The organism is Shinella curvata, assembly GCF_022899935.1.
In the GTDB taxonomy this organism is placed as follows: Bacteria; Pseudomonadota; Alphaproteobacteria; order Rhizobiales; family Rhizobiaceae; genus Shinella; species Shinella curvata.
In genome coordinates this window covers 92,688-109,447 of record NZ_JALJCJ010000006.1, presented here as the reverse complement: position 1 = coordinate 109,447, position 16,760 = coordinate 92,688, and the positions used below count along the sequence as shown (strand labels likewise).

Annotated in this window: 16 protein-coding genes; 10 read left to right on the top strand and 6 right to left on the bottom strand. The window is 62.6% G+C overall.

What is annotated here, in order from left to right; translation table 11 throughout:
• Nucleotides 1-9: 9 nt before the first annotated feature.
• Nucleotides 10-375, top strand: coding sequence for an ArsR/SmtB family transcription factor (locus MUU55_RS21310; RefSeq protein WP_244762795.1), 366 nt, complete (start codon nt 10-12; stop codon nt 373-375).
• Here the strand turns inward: MUU55_RS21310 and MUU55_RS21305 are convergent.
• The 5 genes from MUU55_RS21305 to MUU55_RS21285 are packed head-to-tail and all read right to left on the bottom strand — an operon-like array spanning nt 355 to nt 5,446.
• The gene (locus MUU55_RS21305; protein ID WP_244763126.1) at nt 355-1,665 is read right to left on the bottom strand and encodes an aspartate aminotransferase family protein; all 1,311 of its coding nucleotides are present in this window, start codon (nt 1,663-1,665) and stop codon (nt 355-357) included. The genes MUU55_RS21310 and MUU55_RS21305 overlap by 21 nt on opposite strands.
• 2 nt (nt 1,666-1,667) lie before the next feature.
• Nucleotides 1,668-2,483 carry an N-formylglutamate amidohydrolase gene (locus MUU55_RS21300; RefSeq protein ID WP_244762794.1) on the bottom strand — a complete coding sequence of 272 codons (816 nt, stop codon included), beginning with the start codon at nt 2,481-2,483 and terminating at the stop codon, nt 1,668-1,670.
• 10 nt (nt 2,484-2,493) lie between these two features.
• Complete coding sequence (locus tag MUU55_RS21295; RefSeq protein ID WP_244762793.1) at nt 2,494-3,837, bottom strand: glutamine synthetase family protein; 1,344 nt, start codon at nt 3,835-3,837, stop codon at nt 2,494-2,496.
• A 21-nt stretch (nt 3,838-3,858) separates the two neighbouring features.
• Nucleotides 3,859-4,521, bottom strand: coding sequence for a cysteine hydrolase family protein (locus MUU55_RS21290; protein ID WP_244762792.1), 663 nt, complete (start codon nt 4,519-4,521; stop codon nt 3,859-3,861).
• Nucleotides 4,522-4,564: 43 nt separating this feature from the next.
• Entirely contained in the window at nt 4,565-5,446 is an 882-nt protein-coding gene (locus MUU55_RS21285; protein WP_244762791.1) for a MurR/RpiR family transcriptional regulator, read from the bottom strand.
• Between the two features lie 168 nt (nt 5,447-5,614).
• On the opposite strand from MUU55_RS21285, the gene MUU55_RS21280 reads away from it, so the two are divergent.
• The 4 genes from MUU55_RS21280 (at nt 5,615) to MUU55_RS21265 (ending at nt 10,396) form a co-directional block, all read left to right on the top strand.
• Nucleotides 5,615-7,489 (top strand): branched-chain amino acid ABC transporter ATP-binding protein/permease, encoded by a 1,875-nt coding sequence (locus MUU55_RS21280; protein ID WP_244762790.1) that lies wholly within the window; start codon nt 5,615-5,617, stop codon nt 7,487-7,489.
• A 19-nt stretch (nt 7,490-7,508) separates the two neighbouring features.
• Entirely contained in the window at nt 7,509-8,663 is a 1,155-nt protein-coding gene (locus tag MUU55_RS21275) for an ABC transporter substrate-binding protein (protein ID WP_244762789.1), read from the top strand.
• A gap of 88 nt (nt 8,664-8,751) precedes the next feature.
• The gene (locus tag MUU55_RS21270) at nt 8,752-9,486 is read left to right on the top strand and encodes an ABC transporter ATP-binding protein (protein ID WP_244762788.1); all 735 of its coding nucleotides are present in this window, start codon (nt 8,752-8,754) and stop codon (nt 9,484-9,486) included.
• 22 nt (nt 9,487-9,508) lie between these two features.
• Nucleotides 9,509-10,396 carry a branched-chain amino acid ABC transporter permease gene (locus MUU55_RS21265; protein ID WP_244762787.1) on the top strand — a complete coding sequence of 296 codons (888 nt, stop codon included), beginning with the start codon at nt 9,509-9,511 and terminating at the stop codon, nt 10,394-10,396.
• Nucleotides 10,397-10,405: 9 nt separating this feature from the next.
• Here the strand turns inward: MUU55_RS21265 and MUU55_RS21260 are convergent, their stop codons facing one another.
• The gene (locus MUU55_RS21260; protein ID WP_244762786.1) at nt 10,406-11,200 is read right to left on the bottom strand and encodes a helix-turn-helix transcriptional regulator; all 795 of its coding nucleotides are present in this window, start codon (nt 11,198-11,200) and stop codon (nt 10,406-10,408) included.
• 124 nt (nt 11,201-11,324) lie between these two features.
• Here MUU55_RS21260 and MUU55_RS21255 point away from each other — a divergent pair, with 124 nt between their 5' ends.
• The 5 genes from MUU55_RS21255 to MUU55_RS21235 all read left to right on the top strand — a co-directional run bounded on the left by MUU55_RS21255 (nt 11,325) and on the right by MUU55_RS21235 (nt 16,749).
• Nucleotides 11,325-12,668: a glutamine synthetase family protein gene (locus MUU55_RS21255; RefSeq protein WP_244762785.1), complete on the top strand. Its 1,344-nt coding sequence runs from the start codon at nt 11,325-11,327 to the stop codon at nt 12,666-12,668.
• A 40-nt stretch (nt 12,669-12,708) separates the two neighbouring features.
• Nucleotides 12,709-13,866 carry an ABC transporter substrate-binding protein gene (locus MUU55_RS21250; protein ID WP_244762784.1) on the top strand — a complete coding sequence of 386 codons (1,158 nt, stop codon included), beginning with the start codon at nt 12,709-12,711 and terminating at the stop codon, nt 13,864-13,866.
• 77 nt (nt 13,867-13,943) lie between these two features.
• On the top strand, nt 13,944-15,038 hold the full coding sequence (locus MUU55_RS21245) for an ABC transporter ATP-binding protein (RefSeq protein ID WP_244762783.1): 1,095 nt from the start codon (nt 13,944-13,946) through the stop codon (nt 15,036-15,038).
• A gap of 2 nt (nt 15,039-15,040) precedes the next feature.
• On the top strand, nt 15,041-15,916 hold the full coding sequence (locus MUU55_RS21240; protein WP_244762782.1) for an ABC transporter permease: 876 nt from the start codon (nt 15,041-15,043) through the stop codon (nt 15,914-15,916).
• Nucleotides 15,913-16,749 carry an ABC transporter permease gene (locus MUU55_RS21235; protein WP_244762781.1) on the top strand — a complete coding sequence of 279 codons (837 nt, stop codon included), beginning with the start codon at nt 15,913-15,915 and terminating at the stop codon, nt 16,747-16,749. The genes MUU55_RS21240 and MUU55_RS21235 overlap by 4 nt, the downstream gene beginning before the upstream one ends.
• Nucleotides 16,750-16,760: the final 11 nt, after the last annotated feature.

Here is a 16,760-nt window from a genome sequence, read left to right as displayed (position 1 = left end):
TTTCGAACCATGACGAGCGAGAACACCGAACTGTCCCATCCCGGTCGTAACGACCTTCGGCTGACCGACGTGCTTTTTGCATTGAGCGATCCCGAGCGCCTGGCCATTGTGCGTCAGCTCGCCGGCGGTCCGCTTGAAATGGCGCAATGTCATCTCTCTGACCCTTCGATACCAAAGTCGACCAAGTCGCATCTGATGAAAGTGCTGCGCGAGGCTGGCATCATCCGCAACGAGCCGTTCGGACGCGGTCGCCGCCTCAGCTTGCGGTACCACGACCTCGAGGCACGCTTTCCCGGTTTGATCGCGTCCGTGCTCTCCGCTTGCGGCGTTGAGAGTGACGCTGGTCAACCAGGGTCACCAGCCGGCAAACCCTGATATGACTTCGTCCAAAACCGTGGCGCTTTCGGAGAACGCCTTGTCGAGCAAATCCACCGCCTGGTGAATTTCGTCCTCTGACACCGTCAGGGGCGGCGTAATTTCGAGGACGTTGCCGTTCAAGCCGACATAGTAGAGGACGAGGCCCAGTTCGTAGGCACGATAAATCAGCTTTGCCGTTTCCATCCGCGCGGGCTGGCGGGTGTTGCGGTCGCGAACAAGTTCCACGCCGCAAGCAAGGCCTCTGCCACGGATGTCGCCGATCAGGTGATGTCGCTCTGCGAGGCCAGCAAGCCTTTCGCGCAGAAGCTTTCCCTTGCGCTCGGCCGCGGCGGCAAGGCCCTCCCGATGGATCGTCTGAAGCACGGCAATCCCAGCGGCGGCGGAGATCGGGTTACCGTGCAGGGTTTGCATGGCAAAGGCGCTTGCACAATCGAGGATCTCGGCCGGCGCAATGACGGCTGAGAGCGGCAGGCCGCCGCCCAGTCCTTTGCCGAGCACCAGAATGTCGGGAACAAAGCCTTCGTGCTCGAAACAATGCAGGCGGCCGCTGCGACCAAGCCCCACCTTCACCTCGTCGCAGACAACGAGAATGCCGTGCGCACGGCAGATATCGGCGAATTTCCGCAGGAAGCCGTCGGGTGGCACGATCAGGCCGCCGTCGGACTGGATCGGCTCGATAAAGGCGGCCGCAACCGCGCCGGCGGGAAGCGCCGCCAGCTTTTCGCGGAAGAGCGTGAGGACGGCGTCGCCCGTCGGGTCGCCCTCGTAGGGGCGGTAGGGGTCGGGGTAGGGCAGAAGGATCAGGCCGTCCGCCTTTGCGGCATCGGCCTGCACGCTGTGTCCGGAAAAAGCCATCGAACCGACCGTGCAGCCGTGATAGGCGCCGACAAACGCGACGACGCCGCTGCGACCGGTCGCCCGGGTGATCGCCCGGTAGGCCGCCTCGTTGGCGTCCGAGCCGGAGTGACCGAACCAGACCTTGTGTGTGCTCCGGTCGGGAAATGTTTCCAGCAGCCTTTCGGCGAGCGTGACCGCCGGTGCATTCGAGCCCGAAAGGATGCTGGCGCCGGCCGGATTGGCAACGGCGTCGGAGACGGCCTCAACGATTGCCGGATGGCCGTAGCCGAGGCTTGCCGCACCCCATGCACCCGAGAAATCAAGAAGTTCGCGGCCACCCTCCTCCACAAGTCGCGCGCCTTTTCCACCGGCAATCGCAAGCGGAAAAAACCGCAATTTCTGCAGGTTGCCGATCGCTGCCGCATCGCGACTGTAGAGGTCGTGCGCCATCATCAAAGTTCCTTCAAGATGTTTTCGAAACAGCGGGTCAGGCGTGTGCCCCATTCGTCGACGCCGGCAAGCGTGTCGATGAGGTCATGGCGCACCTCGATCAAGGCACCCGGCAGGCCGCGCGCATCGGCGTGCACGGGTACCGTATAGTCTTCGTCGCGATGGATGGTGTAGGGCTCGTTGTCCCCGATGGTGAGAGCATCCTCCCTCTGCAACTGATCGATCAGCGCCCGGCCGAAACCCGCCGCCTCGCCATAGAGGATGCCGGCATGCCAGGGGCGCTGCCTGCCCAAATAGACCGGCGTGAAGGAATGGATTCCGACGATGATCTGGCGCTTGCCCTGCTGTTGCAACAGGTCGAGCCGTCTTGCGACGACGTCGGCGTATGGCGTGAACAGCGTGTCGATGCGCTGCTGACGCTCTGCGTCCGTCAGATCGAGATTGCCGGGAATTTCCGTCGTCTCGCTGATTTCAGGGATCGCCGAGGGCACGCCGAGCGGTCGGTTGCAATCGATGACGAGGCGCGAATAGTTGCTCATGAACAGGGGCGCGTCGAGGGCGCGGCTCAAGTGCTGGGACAGCGCACTGACGCCGATGTCCCAGGCGATGTGGCGTCGGCGTTCGGTCTCGGGAAGGCCCAGATCGCCCAGCGCCCGGGGAATGCGATTGGACGCGTGCTCGCAAAGCAAAAGATAGGGCGATGTCCCGTCCGGATTGACGACGGCATAGGGCGGTGGCTCGTCTATGGCGAGCAGCGGCTGGGCAGGATCGTGCCGCCATCGGTTCTCTGTGCGCGGAATGACTTTGCTTGTTGTCATGTCTGCGTGCTCAGTAGACGGTCGCGTAACGCGCGCAGAGGGCCTCCGGCGAAAGATCCTCGACGATCTCGATCTCCTTGCGCTTCATGGCGAAGTAGCAGTCGAGGAAATCCTTCGAGAACCAGCCCGTCACCACCGGGTCTGCGGCAAGCGTGTCGAGTGCTTCGGAGAGGCTTGCAGGCAGGCGACGGATGCCGAGCCTGGCCTGCTCGTCGGCCGAGAACTCCGATGGATCGGAATTGATCAGCGGCGGCTGTTCCAGCCCTGCCCGGATGCCCTCGAGACCGGCGCGTAGGACGACGGCAAGCGACAGGTGCGGGCTCGCGCAGGCATCGGCGGCGCGGTACTCCAAATTGAACTGTTTTGCCGGATTGCTGCCGGGCAGGTCGAGTGTCGGGCAGATGCGCAGCGTCGCCTCGCGGTTCTTTTCGCCAAGGCAGGTATAGGCCGCGCTCCAGTGGTGCGGCACGAGCCGCATGTAGGAGAGCACGGATGGTGCCGTGAAGGCGACGAGGGCCGGCAGGTGCTTGATGACGCCGGCGGCGAAGGAGCCGGCAACCTTGGAAAGTCGCCCGGGGCGCGATGCGTCGAAGGTGACCGGATTGCCGTCGAGATCGGTGAAGCTGACATGCAGATGCACGCCGTTGCCGACACCGTTGGGATCGGTCTTGGGTGCAAAGCTGGCAATCCAGCCGAAGAGGGCCGCAACTTCGCGGGTCACGGCGCGGATCGTGGCACCGCGATCGGCGGCAACAAGGGCAGGGGCCGGTCGGCAGGTAACTTCGAATTGGTCCTTGCCGTATTCCGGCAGAAACATTTCCGGCTCGGCGCCCGCTTCCTTTAGCGCGGTCATCAGCAGGGAGCCGAAAGGCTCGGCGCGGCGCTGTGCGCGCAGGCCAAAGGCGGGTGCTGCGGGCCAGTCTGCTCCGAGCACCTGGAATTCCTGCTCGACAGCGCTGATAACCTTGAGGCCGGCTTCCTTTTCGAACTGGGCCAGCGTCGCTTTCAGGACGCTGCGCACGCAGCAGTCCCAAGGCTCGCCCTTAAGGTCGGTGATATCGGAATGGTAAAAGTGCAGCGGCGTTTCGTCCGGCAGGCAGGTGACGCGGGCCTTGCTGGCGGGGTCGGCCATCAGGCGCAGATCCCCGGCCGAGCCCCATGGGTTGGGGTCGGCGATAAGATCGAACGGCGTCAAGGCGAGGTTCGCCGGCACCCAGCCGACGCCCTTGCGCAGATAGTCCTCGATTTCGGCGGCCGCGAAGCTGCGCCCACGGGTGATGCCGGCAATGTCGGTCGTGACGAAGGTTGCAAGTTCCGTGAGGCTGGCGAGAGCCTTGCCGTTGCTGTCGTTCATGATGATCCCCTTGTGAAACGATCAGGCCTGGCCGAGTGCGGCAAGGCGGCTGACGACGGTTTCGGTGTCGGTGATCCAGCAGTAGCCGGAATAGGCGCGCATCGCGGCGTCATGGCGTTCCTGGCTGTAGGTGGCGCAGGCATCCTCGACGACGGTCACGAGATAGCCGCGGTCGGCCGCATCGCGCACGGCCATGTCGACGCACTGGTCTGTGACGACCCCGGCGATGATGAGGTAGCGTGTGTTGAGATTGCGCAGCACGTAGTCGATATTCGTTGAATTGAAGACGCCGGACGAGGTCTTCGGCAGCACGATCTCGTTGTCGATGGGCGCCAGCGCGGGGATGACCTGCCCTTCAGGCGAACCTTTCGGCACATGCATGTCCGAGAGCTTGTGATCGAGCGAACGGTCGCGGCCATCCAGCGTCAGGCTTTCGATGATCGTGTGCAGCACGTTGCAGCCGGCCTTGCGGCCCGCTTCCAGAATGCGGACCTGATTGGGGATGACCTTTTCGCGCAGGCGGCGGTGGTAGTAGCTGTCGGCGTCCTGCGGATGCGTCGGATCGAGATTCGGCTCGCACCAGATGCGCTGCATGTCGACATAGAGCAGAGCCGTCATGCCGGCTTCGTAGTCGCTGTCGCGCCGCAGCAGGTCCTTGCCATATCGCACTTCAATCGCAGTCATGTCTGTCCTCCAAGGGTGTCTGGTCGCCCATCAGGGCGCAATCTCATTTGTTGCCGTCGACCGGCGGGTTGTAAGCGTCTTCGGTGATGCCATAGCTTCGGCGCAGCTCCTCCATGCGCTCGATGCGGCCGCGAGACTGGTTGGCGAGGCGAGCGGTGAGGCCCGCGATCAGCGCCTCTGTCTGGGCAATGGCAGGCACCATCGTGTCATAGGGCGAGACCGTATCGACCGGCGCCATCAGCGTGACCGAGGCGAACTCGGCTATCGGCGAAACCCAGCGGTCGGTGAAGAGCACGATACGCGCGCCTTGTTTGGCCGCCTGCCGCGCGAAGCGGATCGTGTCGATCTGATAGCGGCGGTAGTCGTAGACGAAGAGTACGTCGCGCTTGCCGAGATCGACCAATTGATCGACCTGATCGGCCTGCGAGCCGTTGATCCAGCGCGTTTCGCCGCGCAGCTGCTTCATATGTGACCAGAGGAGGCCTGCGAGGAAGCCGCTGAAGCGCCCGCCAAGACAATGGACGCGCATGCCGAGATCGGCCGCGGCATCGATGGCGGCCTCGAAATCGTCGGGAGGCAGCATCTGCATAGACGATTCCAGCGCATGAATGCTGGCGCGCAAAAAGTACTGATAGAAATTCTCCTGCTCCAGCGAGGGTTTGCGCGTGTCGAGCATGGAGAGCGGCGAACTCATGCGCTCCTGCACCTCACCGAGGAGGGCTGCCTGGAATTCCGGATAGCCCTCGTAGCCAAGCTTGTTGGCAAAACGCACGACCGTCGGATTGCTGACGCCGGCGGCGCTGGCAAGATGCGCGACCGTGTTGAGGCCGGCGGCCGGATAGTTCGACAGCAATTGCCGCACGATCTTCAGCTCTGCGCGAGTGAAGGGGATTTCCCCGTCCGTCAGACGGTCTCGAATGGCCATTCCTTGCCTCCCCCTCATGATCGGCGTTCGTGGCGCAATTTTAATTTTGTTACATTCTTGCTATCAGACAATAAAAAATGAAACAAGATTGACATATGTGTTTTCTCGATTAACGTTTGTTGCGGGAACGGGCTCGACAAAACGAAGCCGCAAATCGGGAGAATGCTGATGGTGCGCATAAGGCGCGGAACCGTCGTCGGGATCGTCGCGACGGTGCTCCCCCTGGTGATCGCCGCCCTTGTGGCGAAAGGCTTCTTCCCGGGGGCCGGGGAGCGGCTCGTCACGCTGTTCCTGATCAACGTGATCGCTGTCATCGGTATCGGCGTCTATAGCGGCAATTCCGGCATCATTTCCTTCGGCAATGTCGGCTTCATGGCCGTCGGCGCGTATGCATCGGGCCTTTTGACCATCAATCCGATCGTTCAGAAGACGGCGCTGCCGCATCTGCCGGATTGGTTGATGGGCTGGGGCATGTCTTTCCTCCCGGCGCTTCTTGTCGCGCTGGTTGTGGTGGCTGTGGTTGCGGTTGCCATCGGCATTCCGGTCGCACGGCTCGGCGGCTCCTCCGCCTCGATCTGCACGCTCGGCTTTCTCGTCATCGTGCATGTCGTGCTGGTCGCATCCAGCGATTTCACCCGCGGTAGCCAGACCTTCTTCGGTATTCCGCGTGCGGTGAATATCTGGGTCGCGTTGCCTTTTGCCGTACTCGCCGTCGCCATCGCCCGCATCTATCGCGACAGCGCTGCCGGCATGAAGCTGCGTGCGTCGCGGGAGGATGAGATCGCCTCGACGGCGGTCGGCGTCAATGTGCGGCTACATCGCTTCATCGCATGGGTGCTGGGGGCGATCCTGTCCGGGGTCGCCGGCGTGCTGTTTGCCCATTTCATCGGCGCTTTCTCGCCGAAGGATTTCTATTTCAACTTCACCTTCATGCTGCTCGCCATGCTCATCCTCGGCGGCATCACAACCGTGTCCGGTGCGGTTGTCGGGTCGGCCGTCATCATGCTGATCGTGGAACTGCTGCGCAAACTGGAGGGCGGCGTCGATCTCGGCTTCCTCTCGCTGCCGACGGTGTTCGGTCTCACCGATATCGGCATCGGTCTTGCCATCCTGCTTGTCATGTACCGCCTGCAGGATGGGCTGCTCGGCGTGCGTGAGGTCGATGAACAGGTGCCATTTCTCAAGCGCCTTGCCGCCGGCGCGGCAAAGCTAGCGGTTGAGCAGGCGGCACAAAGTGTGGCCACGGAAGGCGGTTTGCTCCGTGTCGAAAATGTCGGCAAGCGTTTTTCGGGTTTGGTTGCATTGGAAAAGGCCGATTTCGAAATCCGCCCCGGCCTCGTTACCGGCCTGATCGGCCCGAACGGTGCCGGCAAGTCGACGCTCATCAACAGCGTTTCCGGCGTCGTGCCGCCGTCGAGCGGCCGGGTGATGATCGATGGTACTGACGTCGCGTCCCTCCCGGTCCATCGGGTGCCGGTCACCGGCCTGGCGCGGACATTCCAGAACATCCGCCTCTTCAAGAATCTCACGGTTTTGGAGAACGTCACCGTCGCGGCAAGCGCCGTTGCGGGCGAGCGCGATCCGGTAGATCTGGCCCGCGAGGCCCTTGCTGAGGTCGGTCTTGGCGACGTCGCCGGCCAGCTCGCCGGTACGCTGTCCTACGGTGCGCAACGGCGGCTGGAAATCGCACGAGCGCTTGCCCTGAAGCCTCGCTACCTGCTGCTCGACGAGCCGGCTGCCGGCATGAACCCGGCGGAAACCCAAGAGCTGATGACCGTGCTGGACCGTATCCGCACGAAACACCGCTTGGGTCTCCTTGTCGTCGAGCATGACCTGAAGCTCATCATGCGCCTCTGCGACGTGGTCGTTGTGCTCAATAAGGGCCAGCAGATCGCCATCGGCACGCCGGCGGAAATTCAGGCCAACCCCGCCGTCATCGAGGCCTATATCGGCCGCCGCCGCTCGGCCACTCAGCAGATCAAGCCCGCAATCGACGCCGGGCTGTCGGATTTCGATCCGCATGCCGCCGGCAAGCCGGCATAACCACCAGAGGAGTATAAAAATGAAAACGACATTGAAGGCATTATTCCTGTCTACCGCTCTTGGCGCACTCGCATTCCCCGCCCTTGCCGAAGACCTCGTCGTCGGCCTGGCGACTGCTCAGACCGGCGGTCTCGCCCCCTATGATCAGCCGTCCTTGAAGGGCCTGCAAATGGCCGTCGATGAAATCAATGCGGCGGGTGGTGTTGCCGGGAAATTCCCGATCAAGCTCATTACCAAGGACACTCGTTCTGATGCCGCGCAGACGGCGCTTGTCGCACAGGAACTGGTCGACGAGGGTATCAAGATCCTGATCACCCCCTGCGACGCCGACCCGTCGATCGCAGCCGGTCAGATCACCCAAGCCGCCCAGATCCCGGCCTTCTCCTTCTGCGCCACGACCCCGACCATGCCGCTTGCCGTGGGCGATTACATGTTCGGCAACTACCCGGCCGACAATGTGCAGGCCGCCGTTCTGGCGAACTACGCAAAGGAAAAGGGCTTCAAGACAGCCTATGTGCTGAAGTCACCGGATACGGCCTATACGCTGAAATTGCCGGAATACTTCGCCACCAGCTTCAAGGGCAAGGGCGGCGAGGTCATCGGCGAGGGTACCTACAGCATGGGCCAGCAGGATTTCAGCGCCGAAGTCACCAAGATCAAGGCACTGAACCCGGCGCCCGACGTCATCATGACTGCCGCCTATGAGCCCGATTTCCCCGCCTTCATCCGCCAGCTGCGCGGTGCGGGCGTCGCAACCCCCATCCTCGGCAGCGACGGTATCGATTCCCCGACGACCTTCGGCCTCGGCCCGCTCGTCGATGGCGTGGTCTTCACGACGGCCGGCTTCGCGACGGAGGGCAGCCCGCTCGCCGCCTTCAATGAGAAGTACAAGGCGAAGTTCGGCCAGGACCCGGATACGGTCTACATCGCCAACGGCTACGATCTCGGCAAGGTCATCGAGGCGGCCGTCACCAAGGCCGACAGCGTCGAGCCCACTGCCATTCGTGAGGCCATCGCCTCGCTCGACGGTGTCGAGGGCGTGACCGGCAAGATCAGCTATGTCGGCACGCAGGGCATGCCGCTGCGCTCCGTCTCGCTGGTGCGCATCGAGGGCGGCAACCGCTCTCTGGTCAGCCAGGGCGTGCCGGCCGCCGAAGACGTTCCCGCACCGTGATCTTCCAAACGATGTCCTCCGGCTTCGGCCGGAGGGCGGTCTTCCTGTTGTTGGCCGGGGCGGACATGCCGCGGCGAGGATCTGCCCGATGACGCGTGACATTTCCGACGAGCCTCCCTTGCTCGAGGTCAGTGGCCTCAAGGTCGCCTACGGGCCGGTCGAGGCGCTGAAGGGTGTCGACCTCAAGGTCCGCAAGGGTGAGATCGTCACGCTGCTTGGCGCTAACGGCGCCGGCAAGAGCTCGACGCTCAACGCGCTTGTTGGTCTCGCCGCCAAGAAAGCGGGCCGCGTGACCTTTGCCGGCAAGGATATTTCCGCCTTGCCGCCGGAGATGATCGTGCGCATGGGCATGACATTGACGCCCGAAGGACGCCGTATCTTCCCGACGCTGACGGTCGACGAGCATCTTCTCCTCGGCGGCGCCATGCATAAGGGCAGGGGGCGGATCGATGTGGTGCGTGAGGACATGCTCTCTCGCTTTCCCATCCTGAAGGAGCGGCTGCACCAGAAGGCGGGCTCGCTCTCGGGTGGAGAGCAGCAGATGCTGGCCATCGCCCGCTCCATGATGTCCTCGCCCGATCTTCTGCTGCTCGACGAACCCTCGCTCGGCCTTGCCCCGCAGATCGTCGACCAGATTTTCGAGCTGATCGCGGGCCTGCGCCAGCGCGGGCTGACGATCCTGCTCGTCGAGCAGAACGTGTCGCTGTCGCTGGAGATCGCAGACACCGGCTACGTCATGGCGAACGGCCGTATCGTTTTGTCGGGCTCGGCTGCCGATCTGCGCAATTCCACCGAAATCCAGGGCGCTTATCTCGGCGCGTGACCGGCAAGAAGGAAAACCATCCATGGACATGTTCCTGCAGCAGCTGGTCAACGCGCTGAGCCTCGGCGGCACCTATGCCCTGCTGGCACTGGGCCTCGCCGTCGTCTTCTCGATCATGGGCCTCATCAATTTCGCTCATGGCGAACTGATGACCGCCGCCGGCTATGGGCTCTGCTTTGCGCTTCTCTTTGGACTGCCCTTCGGCCTTGCCATCGTCTTTGCCCTTGCGGTCGCGATCGTGCTGGTCCTGTTGATGGAGCGCACAGCCTTCCGGCCAGTGCGCGGAGCAAGCGGCACGACACTGCTTTTGACGAGTTTTGCCGTCAGCGCCATCCTGCGCGTTCTGTTCCAGAATTTCATCTCGGCCCGCCCCAAGCCGGTGCCGATGCCGATGAGCCTGTCCGGGACCATCGAGATTGGCGGCCTGCACATCGGCGTCATCCAGGCGATCTCTATTCTCGTCACCGTCATCATGCTGGTCGGCCTCAACCTCTTTCTGCGCACCACCGTGCTCGGCCGTGCCATGCGGGCCGCCTCCGAAGATTTCGCCATCGTTCGCCTGATGGGGATCCGCGCCAATGCTGTCGTCGCCACGGCTTTCGCAATCTCCGGCCTGCTGGCGGGCGTTGCGGGCATCCTGTGGGTGGCGCAGCGCGGCAGCGTCGATCCGCTGATGGGCTTCCTGCCGGTGCTGAAGGCCTTTATTGCCGCCATCATCGGCGGTCTCGGCAGTCTTTCCGGCGCCGTCGCCGGCGGGTTCCTGCTGGGCTTCATCGAAGTCTTCCTGCAGGCCTATCTGCCGGAAAACCTGCTCAGCTACCGTGATGCCTTCACCATTCTCCTCGTCATCGTCGTGCTCCTCTTCGCGCCGCAAGGTCTGCTGGCCCGGAAGACGACGGTGAAGCTCTGAGGCAGCCGCTCAGCTGGCGGACAGGTGCCGGATGAACAGGCCGAAAAGCTCGGCCTGGCTGGAAATCCTCAACTTGTGGTGGATGTTCTTGCGGTGAATTTTCACGGTGCCGGGCGTGATCTTGAGCGCTGCGGCAATCGACGAATTGGAGTGGCCGCGCAACACCAGGGAGGTGACCTCGACCTCGCGCGGTGTCAGGACACCGTCCGTCATCCTGTTCAGGGAATCGTTGATCGGGTCATGCCCCGGGACCGGACCGTCCGCAGAGCGATCACCGTTGGCACCGCCCCAGTGTTTTTCGCCGATGATGCGCAGCAGGGGTTCCGCGGCACGGATCAGCGAGAGGTCCCGCCGCCCGAAGGCCGGCGCGGTAACCGGGCGCGTGATGCTGACGACGACACCCGTCCAGTTTGTCGGGCGGCACACGATGCCGATCTCGTCGCGTATGCCGGTCAGGACATAGTGCCGCCGGTAATATTCCGAGCTGTAGAAATGATCCGGTGCCATGTCCTTCAGCCGGCGTATCGCCGAGCCTCTGGTGTCCATGGCGGCACTGTAGAAGGGATCGAGCAGGTAGGGGCCGGCGATATAGGCGTCGATGATCGTCTGCGCGCGCTGCGGGTCGATATTGTGATAGCAGCACACCGGTTTCTCAGCGCCGCGATAGCCGAAGACCATCACGACATCGAAGTCGAGAATGGATGCGAGCGCGGCATCGAGGCGCTTGCCGAACGCGTTCGTGCCGACGGCCTCCACGGCCGCGGCGGCCGCGCTGTTCCACGCCGCAAATCCTTGCTCCAACACTTTCCCTTCCCACTGTTCCGTCGAGATCCGCAGGCGGAACCCGACAGTCACCCTCTATCCCCGTGGGGATATTTTCATGCCGCAGCACCCGGCCGTAGGCTACCCTCAATGCTGGGAACAAGTCATGTCGAAATCACAAGAAACGAACAAAACCTTCGAAACCAAACTGCAGGAGATCGGTGCCCGCTCGGTGCATATCGGCATGGTGGACCCGGAAGGCGAGTTCCGCGACAAGCTGGTCTCAGCCCAGAAGGCGGCAAAGCTTGCCGAAGACGGTTATCCGTTTTGTGAGGTGCTCTATTTCTGGGATATTGCGGAAAGCACCTACCGCGACGGCTCGTTCATTGATCGGCCCGCGAAGCTGCACGCGGATACGATCCGCAAATATCCGTTTGCCGATGACATGGCGCTCTGCCTTGCCGATTTCGAAGGCGACTTCGGGCGCCGTTCCCCGCGCAATATCTGCCTCGCGCAGATCGAAAAGGCCGCCGAACTCGGCTTCAGTGTGCATGCCGCCTTCGAATTCGAGTTCTTCGTCTTTGATGAGACGGCGGAAAGCATGCGGGCGAAGCAGTATCGCGATCTGACGCATTTCGCTCAGGGAAATCGGACCTATTCGCTCCAGACGGCGGCGCTGCACGGCGATCTTCTGGCAGGTCTGGAAACGACGATGGAAACCATGGGCGTGAAGCTCGATGCGATCCATACCGAACTCGGCCCCGGCTGCTTCGAGGCGCCGCTCTATCACGCAAAGGGCATCAAGGCGGCCGACGATGCCATGCTCTTCAAGAATTTCGCGCGCGCCTACTTCGCCCGCAACGGCAAGACGGTGAGCTTCATGTCGAAGCTGTCGCCGAAGCTTTCCGGCCAATCCGGCCACCTGCATCTGTCGCTGCGCGACCGCGAAGGGAACCCGGTCTTCTCCGATCCATCGTCGCCCGACGGTCTCAGCAGAACGGCGCGGCATTTCCTTGGTGGCCTGTTAAAATTCATGCCGGAATTTCTGGCGATGTGCTCCTCCACCGTCAACGCCTACAAGCGTCTGGTGCCGGGTGCCTGGGCGCCGACGGCTGCCAACTGGGGGGTGCAGAACCGCACCGCGGCCGTGCGCGTCGTCAATGACCAGCCGGCGAGCACCCGCATCGAGTTCCGTGTGCCGTCTGCGGACACCAATCCCTATCTGGCATTGTCGATGATGCTGGGCGCCGGTCTTGCCGGCATCCGCGAAGCCATCGAACCACCGGTAGGCAGCGGTGAGGACTTCTACGCGTCCAAGCCGGCGCCGGAGGCGATCTTCCCGCGAGACCTCCACGAGGCCGCCGAACGCCTGCGCGCGAGCGACAAGGCGAGGGAGCTCTTCGGCAGCGACTTCGTCGACGGTTTTGCCGAAAGCCGTACTGTGGAACATGCCGAATATCAGAGACAGGTCAGTGAGTGGGAGATCCGGCGCTATCTGGGCGTGGTTTAAGGGCACGCCTTATTTGATGACTTAAAGAAAGGAAGAAAAAATGAAAAAGGGAACAGCAGATATCAGTTCAACCATCGCCGCCATGAAGCGCCGGTCCGTGCTCAAGGGCATGGGCGGTCTTGGCCTCGGCCTTGCCGCCGCAGGCAGCGGCTTCCTGGCGTCGCGGCGCTATGCGTCGGCGGCCGAAAGCCTCAACTACATGTGCTGGGAAGGCTACAATGCCCCGAGCATCATCGAGCCCTTCCAGAAATCGAAGGATGCCTCGATCTCGATCGACCTGATCACCGATTCCGCCGGCGGCTTTGCCAAACTCGCTGCCGGTGCGTCACGCGATTTCGACCTCGTCTCGTCCGACAGCCCCTGGATCCAGCGCATGGGGCCGGCAGGATTCTGCCGCTACATCGACGAGGCGGATTTCGCCGATCAGTTCGCGGAATTCTATCCGCAGTTCCGCGCGCCGTTCGAGCCGCTCGCCTTCGAGGGCAAGGCAACCGGCCTTCCGACCCGCTGGGGCTGGGTTGGCCCCACCGTCAACACCAAGTTCGACAAGCTAGAAACCTGGTCGAGCTACGCGCCGGTGTTCGACAGCGCCTACAAGGACAAGATTTGCCTTCTGGACTGGGGTGACTGGCCGATCATGCCGCTCGCGCTTTACGCCGGCGTCAATCCCTATGAGGAACTGGACGCGGCCGCACTCGAAGAGGTCCGCAAAGTTCTGCGTGCTGCCTTCAAGAACACGCGCGCCATCGTCGCGGACTTGGCCGTGGCGCAGAAGGGGCTGATCGACGGCTCGTTCCGTGCCCTCATCGGTGGTGGTACCTATGCGACCTCGGCCCTTCGCATGAAGGGGCACGACTACATCCAGTCCATCGTGCCCGAGCCGAAGAACGGCCTGAAGCAGGGCATCATATGGATGGAGGCGACCGGTCTGATCGACAACGGCAAGAACTCGCAGATCGCGTCCGACTTCCTGAAGTACATCGTCTCGCCGGATGTGGCCAAGCAGCTCGCGATCACCGAGGCCACCTGCAATCTGGTGCCGAACAGCAAGGCGGAAGCCCTGTTCTCCGATGAGGAGAAGAAGGCCCTCCAGATGGACTACATGTGGACGGCCTGGGACAACAGCCAGTTCCACACCGTGGCGCCCAACATCGATGACATGCTGGCGATCTGGCAGGAAGAGCTCGCCGCGCGCTGATTTCGCGTGAAAGCAAACGACAGGCTGTCCCGAAGGGTCGGCCTGTCCGTTCCCATTGCAGACTCAAGGAATTGCGCTTGACCAGCCCCATCATCGACGCGTCCGGCATTGTGAAAGACTACGGAGCGGTGCGCGCGCTGCACGGCGTCTCGCTACAGATCGGCACCGGCGAATTCGTCGCGCTTGTCGGTCCTTCCGGTTGCGGAAAGACGACACTCCTCAAAATTCTCGCTGGGTTCGAGGATCCGACCGGCGGGCGGCTGGAAATCCAGGGCAGGGACATGCACGGCGTGCCGGCCGCAAGCCGCCCCACGCGCATGGTTTTCCAGAAGCTCGCGCTCTTTCCGCACAAGACGGTTGCCGAAAACATCGGCTTTTCCCTGAAGCTCCAGAAGGTGGAGAAGGCGGAAGCCGAAAGGCGCATTCGTGCGATGCTCGACCTGATGCATCTCAAGCCGGACTATCTCGAACGCTATCCCGCACAGCTTTCCGGCGGTGAACAGCAGCGCGTGGCTCTTGCCCGCGCGCTGGTGTCTCAGCCGGGCGTTCTGCTGCTGGACGAACCCATGAGCGCACTCGACGCCAAGCTCAAGAAGTCCCTCCAGGCGGAGCTCAAGAAGCTGCACCGCGAGCTTGGCACGAGCTTCGTGCTCGTCACACATGACCTTGAAGAAGCGATGATGCTGGCCGACCGCATCTGCGTGATGCGCTCAGGGCATGTCGTTCAGGTCGGAACGCCCACGGACATCTACTATCGCCCGGCCAATATGTTCGTCGCAGGGTTCATCGGCGAGACCAATTTTCTGCCTGTGACCGCAACCGCCTCGGGCGAAGGCATGGATGTCGTGTCGCCGCTGGTTGCCGCCGGCAAGACGACCATTGCGCCCGAGCATGTGTCGCCGTCGCTCTCCACCAACGGCACGGCGCTTCTCGTGCGTCCCGAAACAATCCGTTTTGTGAGGGGAGACGCCGCGCCCGGCGAATGGCTGCTGGATGGGCAGGTGGAGGAGCATTTCATCAAGGGGGCGTCCACCCAATACCGCATTCGCATCCATGGGCTCGACGCCGCCGTCATCATGGACCTTCCCGGATCGATTGTGCTGCCGGCTATCGTCGGCGAGGCGGTGCGTATCGGTTTCGATCCCGCGCAAGCCTTCCTGCTGTCGGAGTGAGCATGAGGATCGAACGCAAATCCTGGAATGATCCGGTTCTCGTCGCAACCGTCGCGCCTTTGGCGTTGGTCATGGTCGCGTTCCTTCTTGTTCCCCTGCTGATGACGGCAGTTCTGACCTTCCAGACCACGCAATATTACCGTCTTGTCTGGACATGGGACCTGAAGATCTGGACCGAAGTGTTCTCCAAGCCGCATTACTGGACGATCATGATACGCACGGTGGCGATGGCGCTCGTCTGCGTCGTGCTGACGGTGCTGATCGCCTTTCCCGCCGCCTATGCGCTGGCGACCCGGCTGAGGACCTTCAAGACGCAGATCCAGATCCTCATCATCTTCGCCTTCCTGACCGATGCGGTGCTCAAGACCTTCGGCTGGATCCTCATTCTCGATAAAAACGGTGTCGCCAACTGGCTGCTGATGCATGTCGGCCTTCCGCCGGAAATGCTGAACCTCCTGTTCACGCCGGCCGGTACGATGATCGGCATGGTCTACAATCTCGTGGCCTATCCGATGTTCACCATCTATCTCTCGCTGGTGCGTATCGACCGCGACCTGATCCTGGCCGCCTATGATGCGGGCGCTTCGCGCGTCCGGACCTTTTTCGAAGTCACGCTGCCGCTTTCTCGGCCGGGACTGTATTCAGGCGCGGTGCTGGTGTTCGTGCTCAGCCTCGGCGCGTTTCTCGAGCCCAAGGTGCTTGGCGGCGGCACGTCGCCGCTCGCCTCCGAACTGATCCGCCAGAGTTTCGAGACGCGGGTGAACTGGCCGCTCGGTGCTGCCCTCACCGTAGTGCTGATCGCGATCGGCGCGCTGATGCTTGTCGCCTGCGCGGCATTCGCCCTTCGCCGCACGTCTGCAACCGGGAGGTCCGCATGATGTCGCAACGCATGCGCAACGCGCTTGTCGATACGATGCTCGTCGGCACGGTCGTCCTTCTGCTGGTGTTTTTCTATGCGCCGATCGCCACGCTGGTCGCCTTTTCCTTCACGTCCAGCCGCGTGCTCACGCTGCCGATCGAAGGGTTTTCCCTCCAATGGTACGGCGACCTGTTCAGCAAGCCGGACTTTTGGCCCGCCGTTCGAAATTCTGCGGCTGTCGCAACCGTCTCAACCCTCTTCGCGACCGTGCTCGGCACAGCAGGCGCCGTCGCCTGGATCCGGTATCGTTTCCGCCTGCAGGGACCATTCCGTGCGCTGACTTTCGCACCCCTGCTGTTTCCGCAACTGCTGCTCGGCGTGGTCATGCTGTTGTGGTTCTCGGTGCTCGGCAGCTGGCTTGGGTTCTCGACGGGCCTCGTGACCGTCATTATCGGTCATGTCGTCTACATCACGCCTTTCGCGCTCGTCGTGGTCGCCGTACAGGTCTACGGCTTCGATGAAACGCTCGAGGATGCCGCGCGTGATGCGGGCGCGAGCGGGTGGGAGGTGTTTCGCGAAATCACCTTCCCGCTGCTCTGGCCCGGCATTTTCTCGGCCGCCATTTTCGCGTTCCTGCTGTCCTGGGGGAATTTCTACGTCTCCTATTCGCTTGCGGGCACGGCGCGCACGCTGCCGATCTTTGTCTATAGCGGCATCGCTGTCGGCTCCTCGCCGATCTATCCGGCGCTCGCCACCATCAATCTCGTACCGGCACTTCTATTGGTGATCATCGCCGAAGTGCTGCGCCGCCGGGCACTGAAGCGACAGGCTTCCGGCATTTCCGCATCCTAACAAGCAAGGTC

What these genes read in the sequence shown, in the direction of transcription:
- MUU55_RS21310 (WP_244762795.1), top strand. Translation starts at nt 10, where the DNA reads ATGACGAGCGAGAACACCGAACTGTCCCATCCCGGTCGTAACGACCTT.
- MUU55_RS21305 (WP_244763126.1), bottom strand. Translation starts at nt 1,665, where the DNA reads ATGGCGCACGACCTCTACAGTCGCGATGCGGCAGCGATCGGCAACCTG.
- MUU55_RS21300 (WP_244762794.1), bottom strand. Translation starts at nt 2,483, where the DNA reads ATGACAACAAGCAAAGTCATTCCGCGCACAGAGAACCGATGGCGGCAC.
- MUU55_RS21295 (WP_244762793.1), bottom strand. Translation starts at nt 3,837, where the DNA reads ATGAACGACAGCAACGGCAAGGCTCTCGCCAGCCTCACGGAACTTGCA.
- MUU55_RS21290 (WP_244762792.1), bottom strand. Translation starts at nt 4,521, where the DNA reads ATGACTGCGATTGAAGTGCGATATGGCAAGGACCTGCTGCGGCGCGAC.
- MUU55_RS21285 (WP_244762791.1), bottom strand. Translation starts at nt 5,446, where the DNA reads ATGGCCATTCGAGACCGTCTGACGGACGGGGAAATCCCCTTCACTCGC.
- MUU55_RS21280 (WP_244762790.1), top strand. Translation starts at nt 5,615, where the DNA reads ATGGTGCGCATAAGGCGCGGAACCGTCGTCGGGATCGTCGCGACGGTG.
- MUU55_RS21275 (WP_244762789.1), top strand. Translation starts at nt 7,509, where the DNA reads ATGAAAACGACATTGAAGGCATTATTCCTGTCTACCGCTCTTGGCGCA.
- MUU55_RS21270 (WP_244762788.1), top strand. Translation starts at nt 8,752, where the DNA reads ATGACGCGTGACATTTCCGACGAGCCTCCCTTGCTCGAGGTCAGTGGC.
- MUU55_RS21265 (WP_244762787.1), top strand. Translation starts at nt 9,509, where the DNA reads ATGGACATGTTCCTGCAGCAGCTGGTCAACGCGCTGAGCCTCGGCGGC.
- MUU55_RS21255 (WP_244762785.1), top strand. Translation starts at nt 11,325, where the DNA reads ATGTCGAAATCACAAGAAACGAACAAAACCTTCGAAACCAAACTGCAG.
- MUU55_RS21250 (WP_244762784.1), top strand. Translation starts at nt 12,709, where the DNA reads ATGAAAAAGGGAACAGCAGATATCAGTTCAACCATCGCCGCCATGAAG.
- MUU55_RS21240 (WP_244762782.1), top strand. Translation starts at nt 15,041, where the DNA reads ATGAGGATCGAACGCAAATCCTGGAATGATCCGGTTCTCGTCGCAACC.
- MUU55_RS21235 (WP_244762781.1), top strand. Translation starts at nt 15,913, where the DNA reads ATGATGTCGCAACGCATGCGCAACGCGCTTGTCGATACGATGCTCGTC.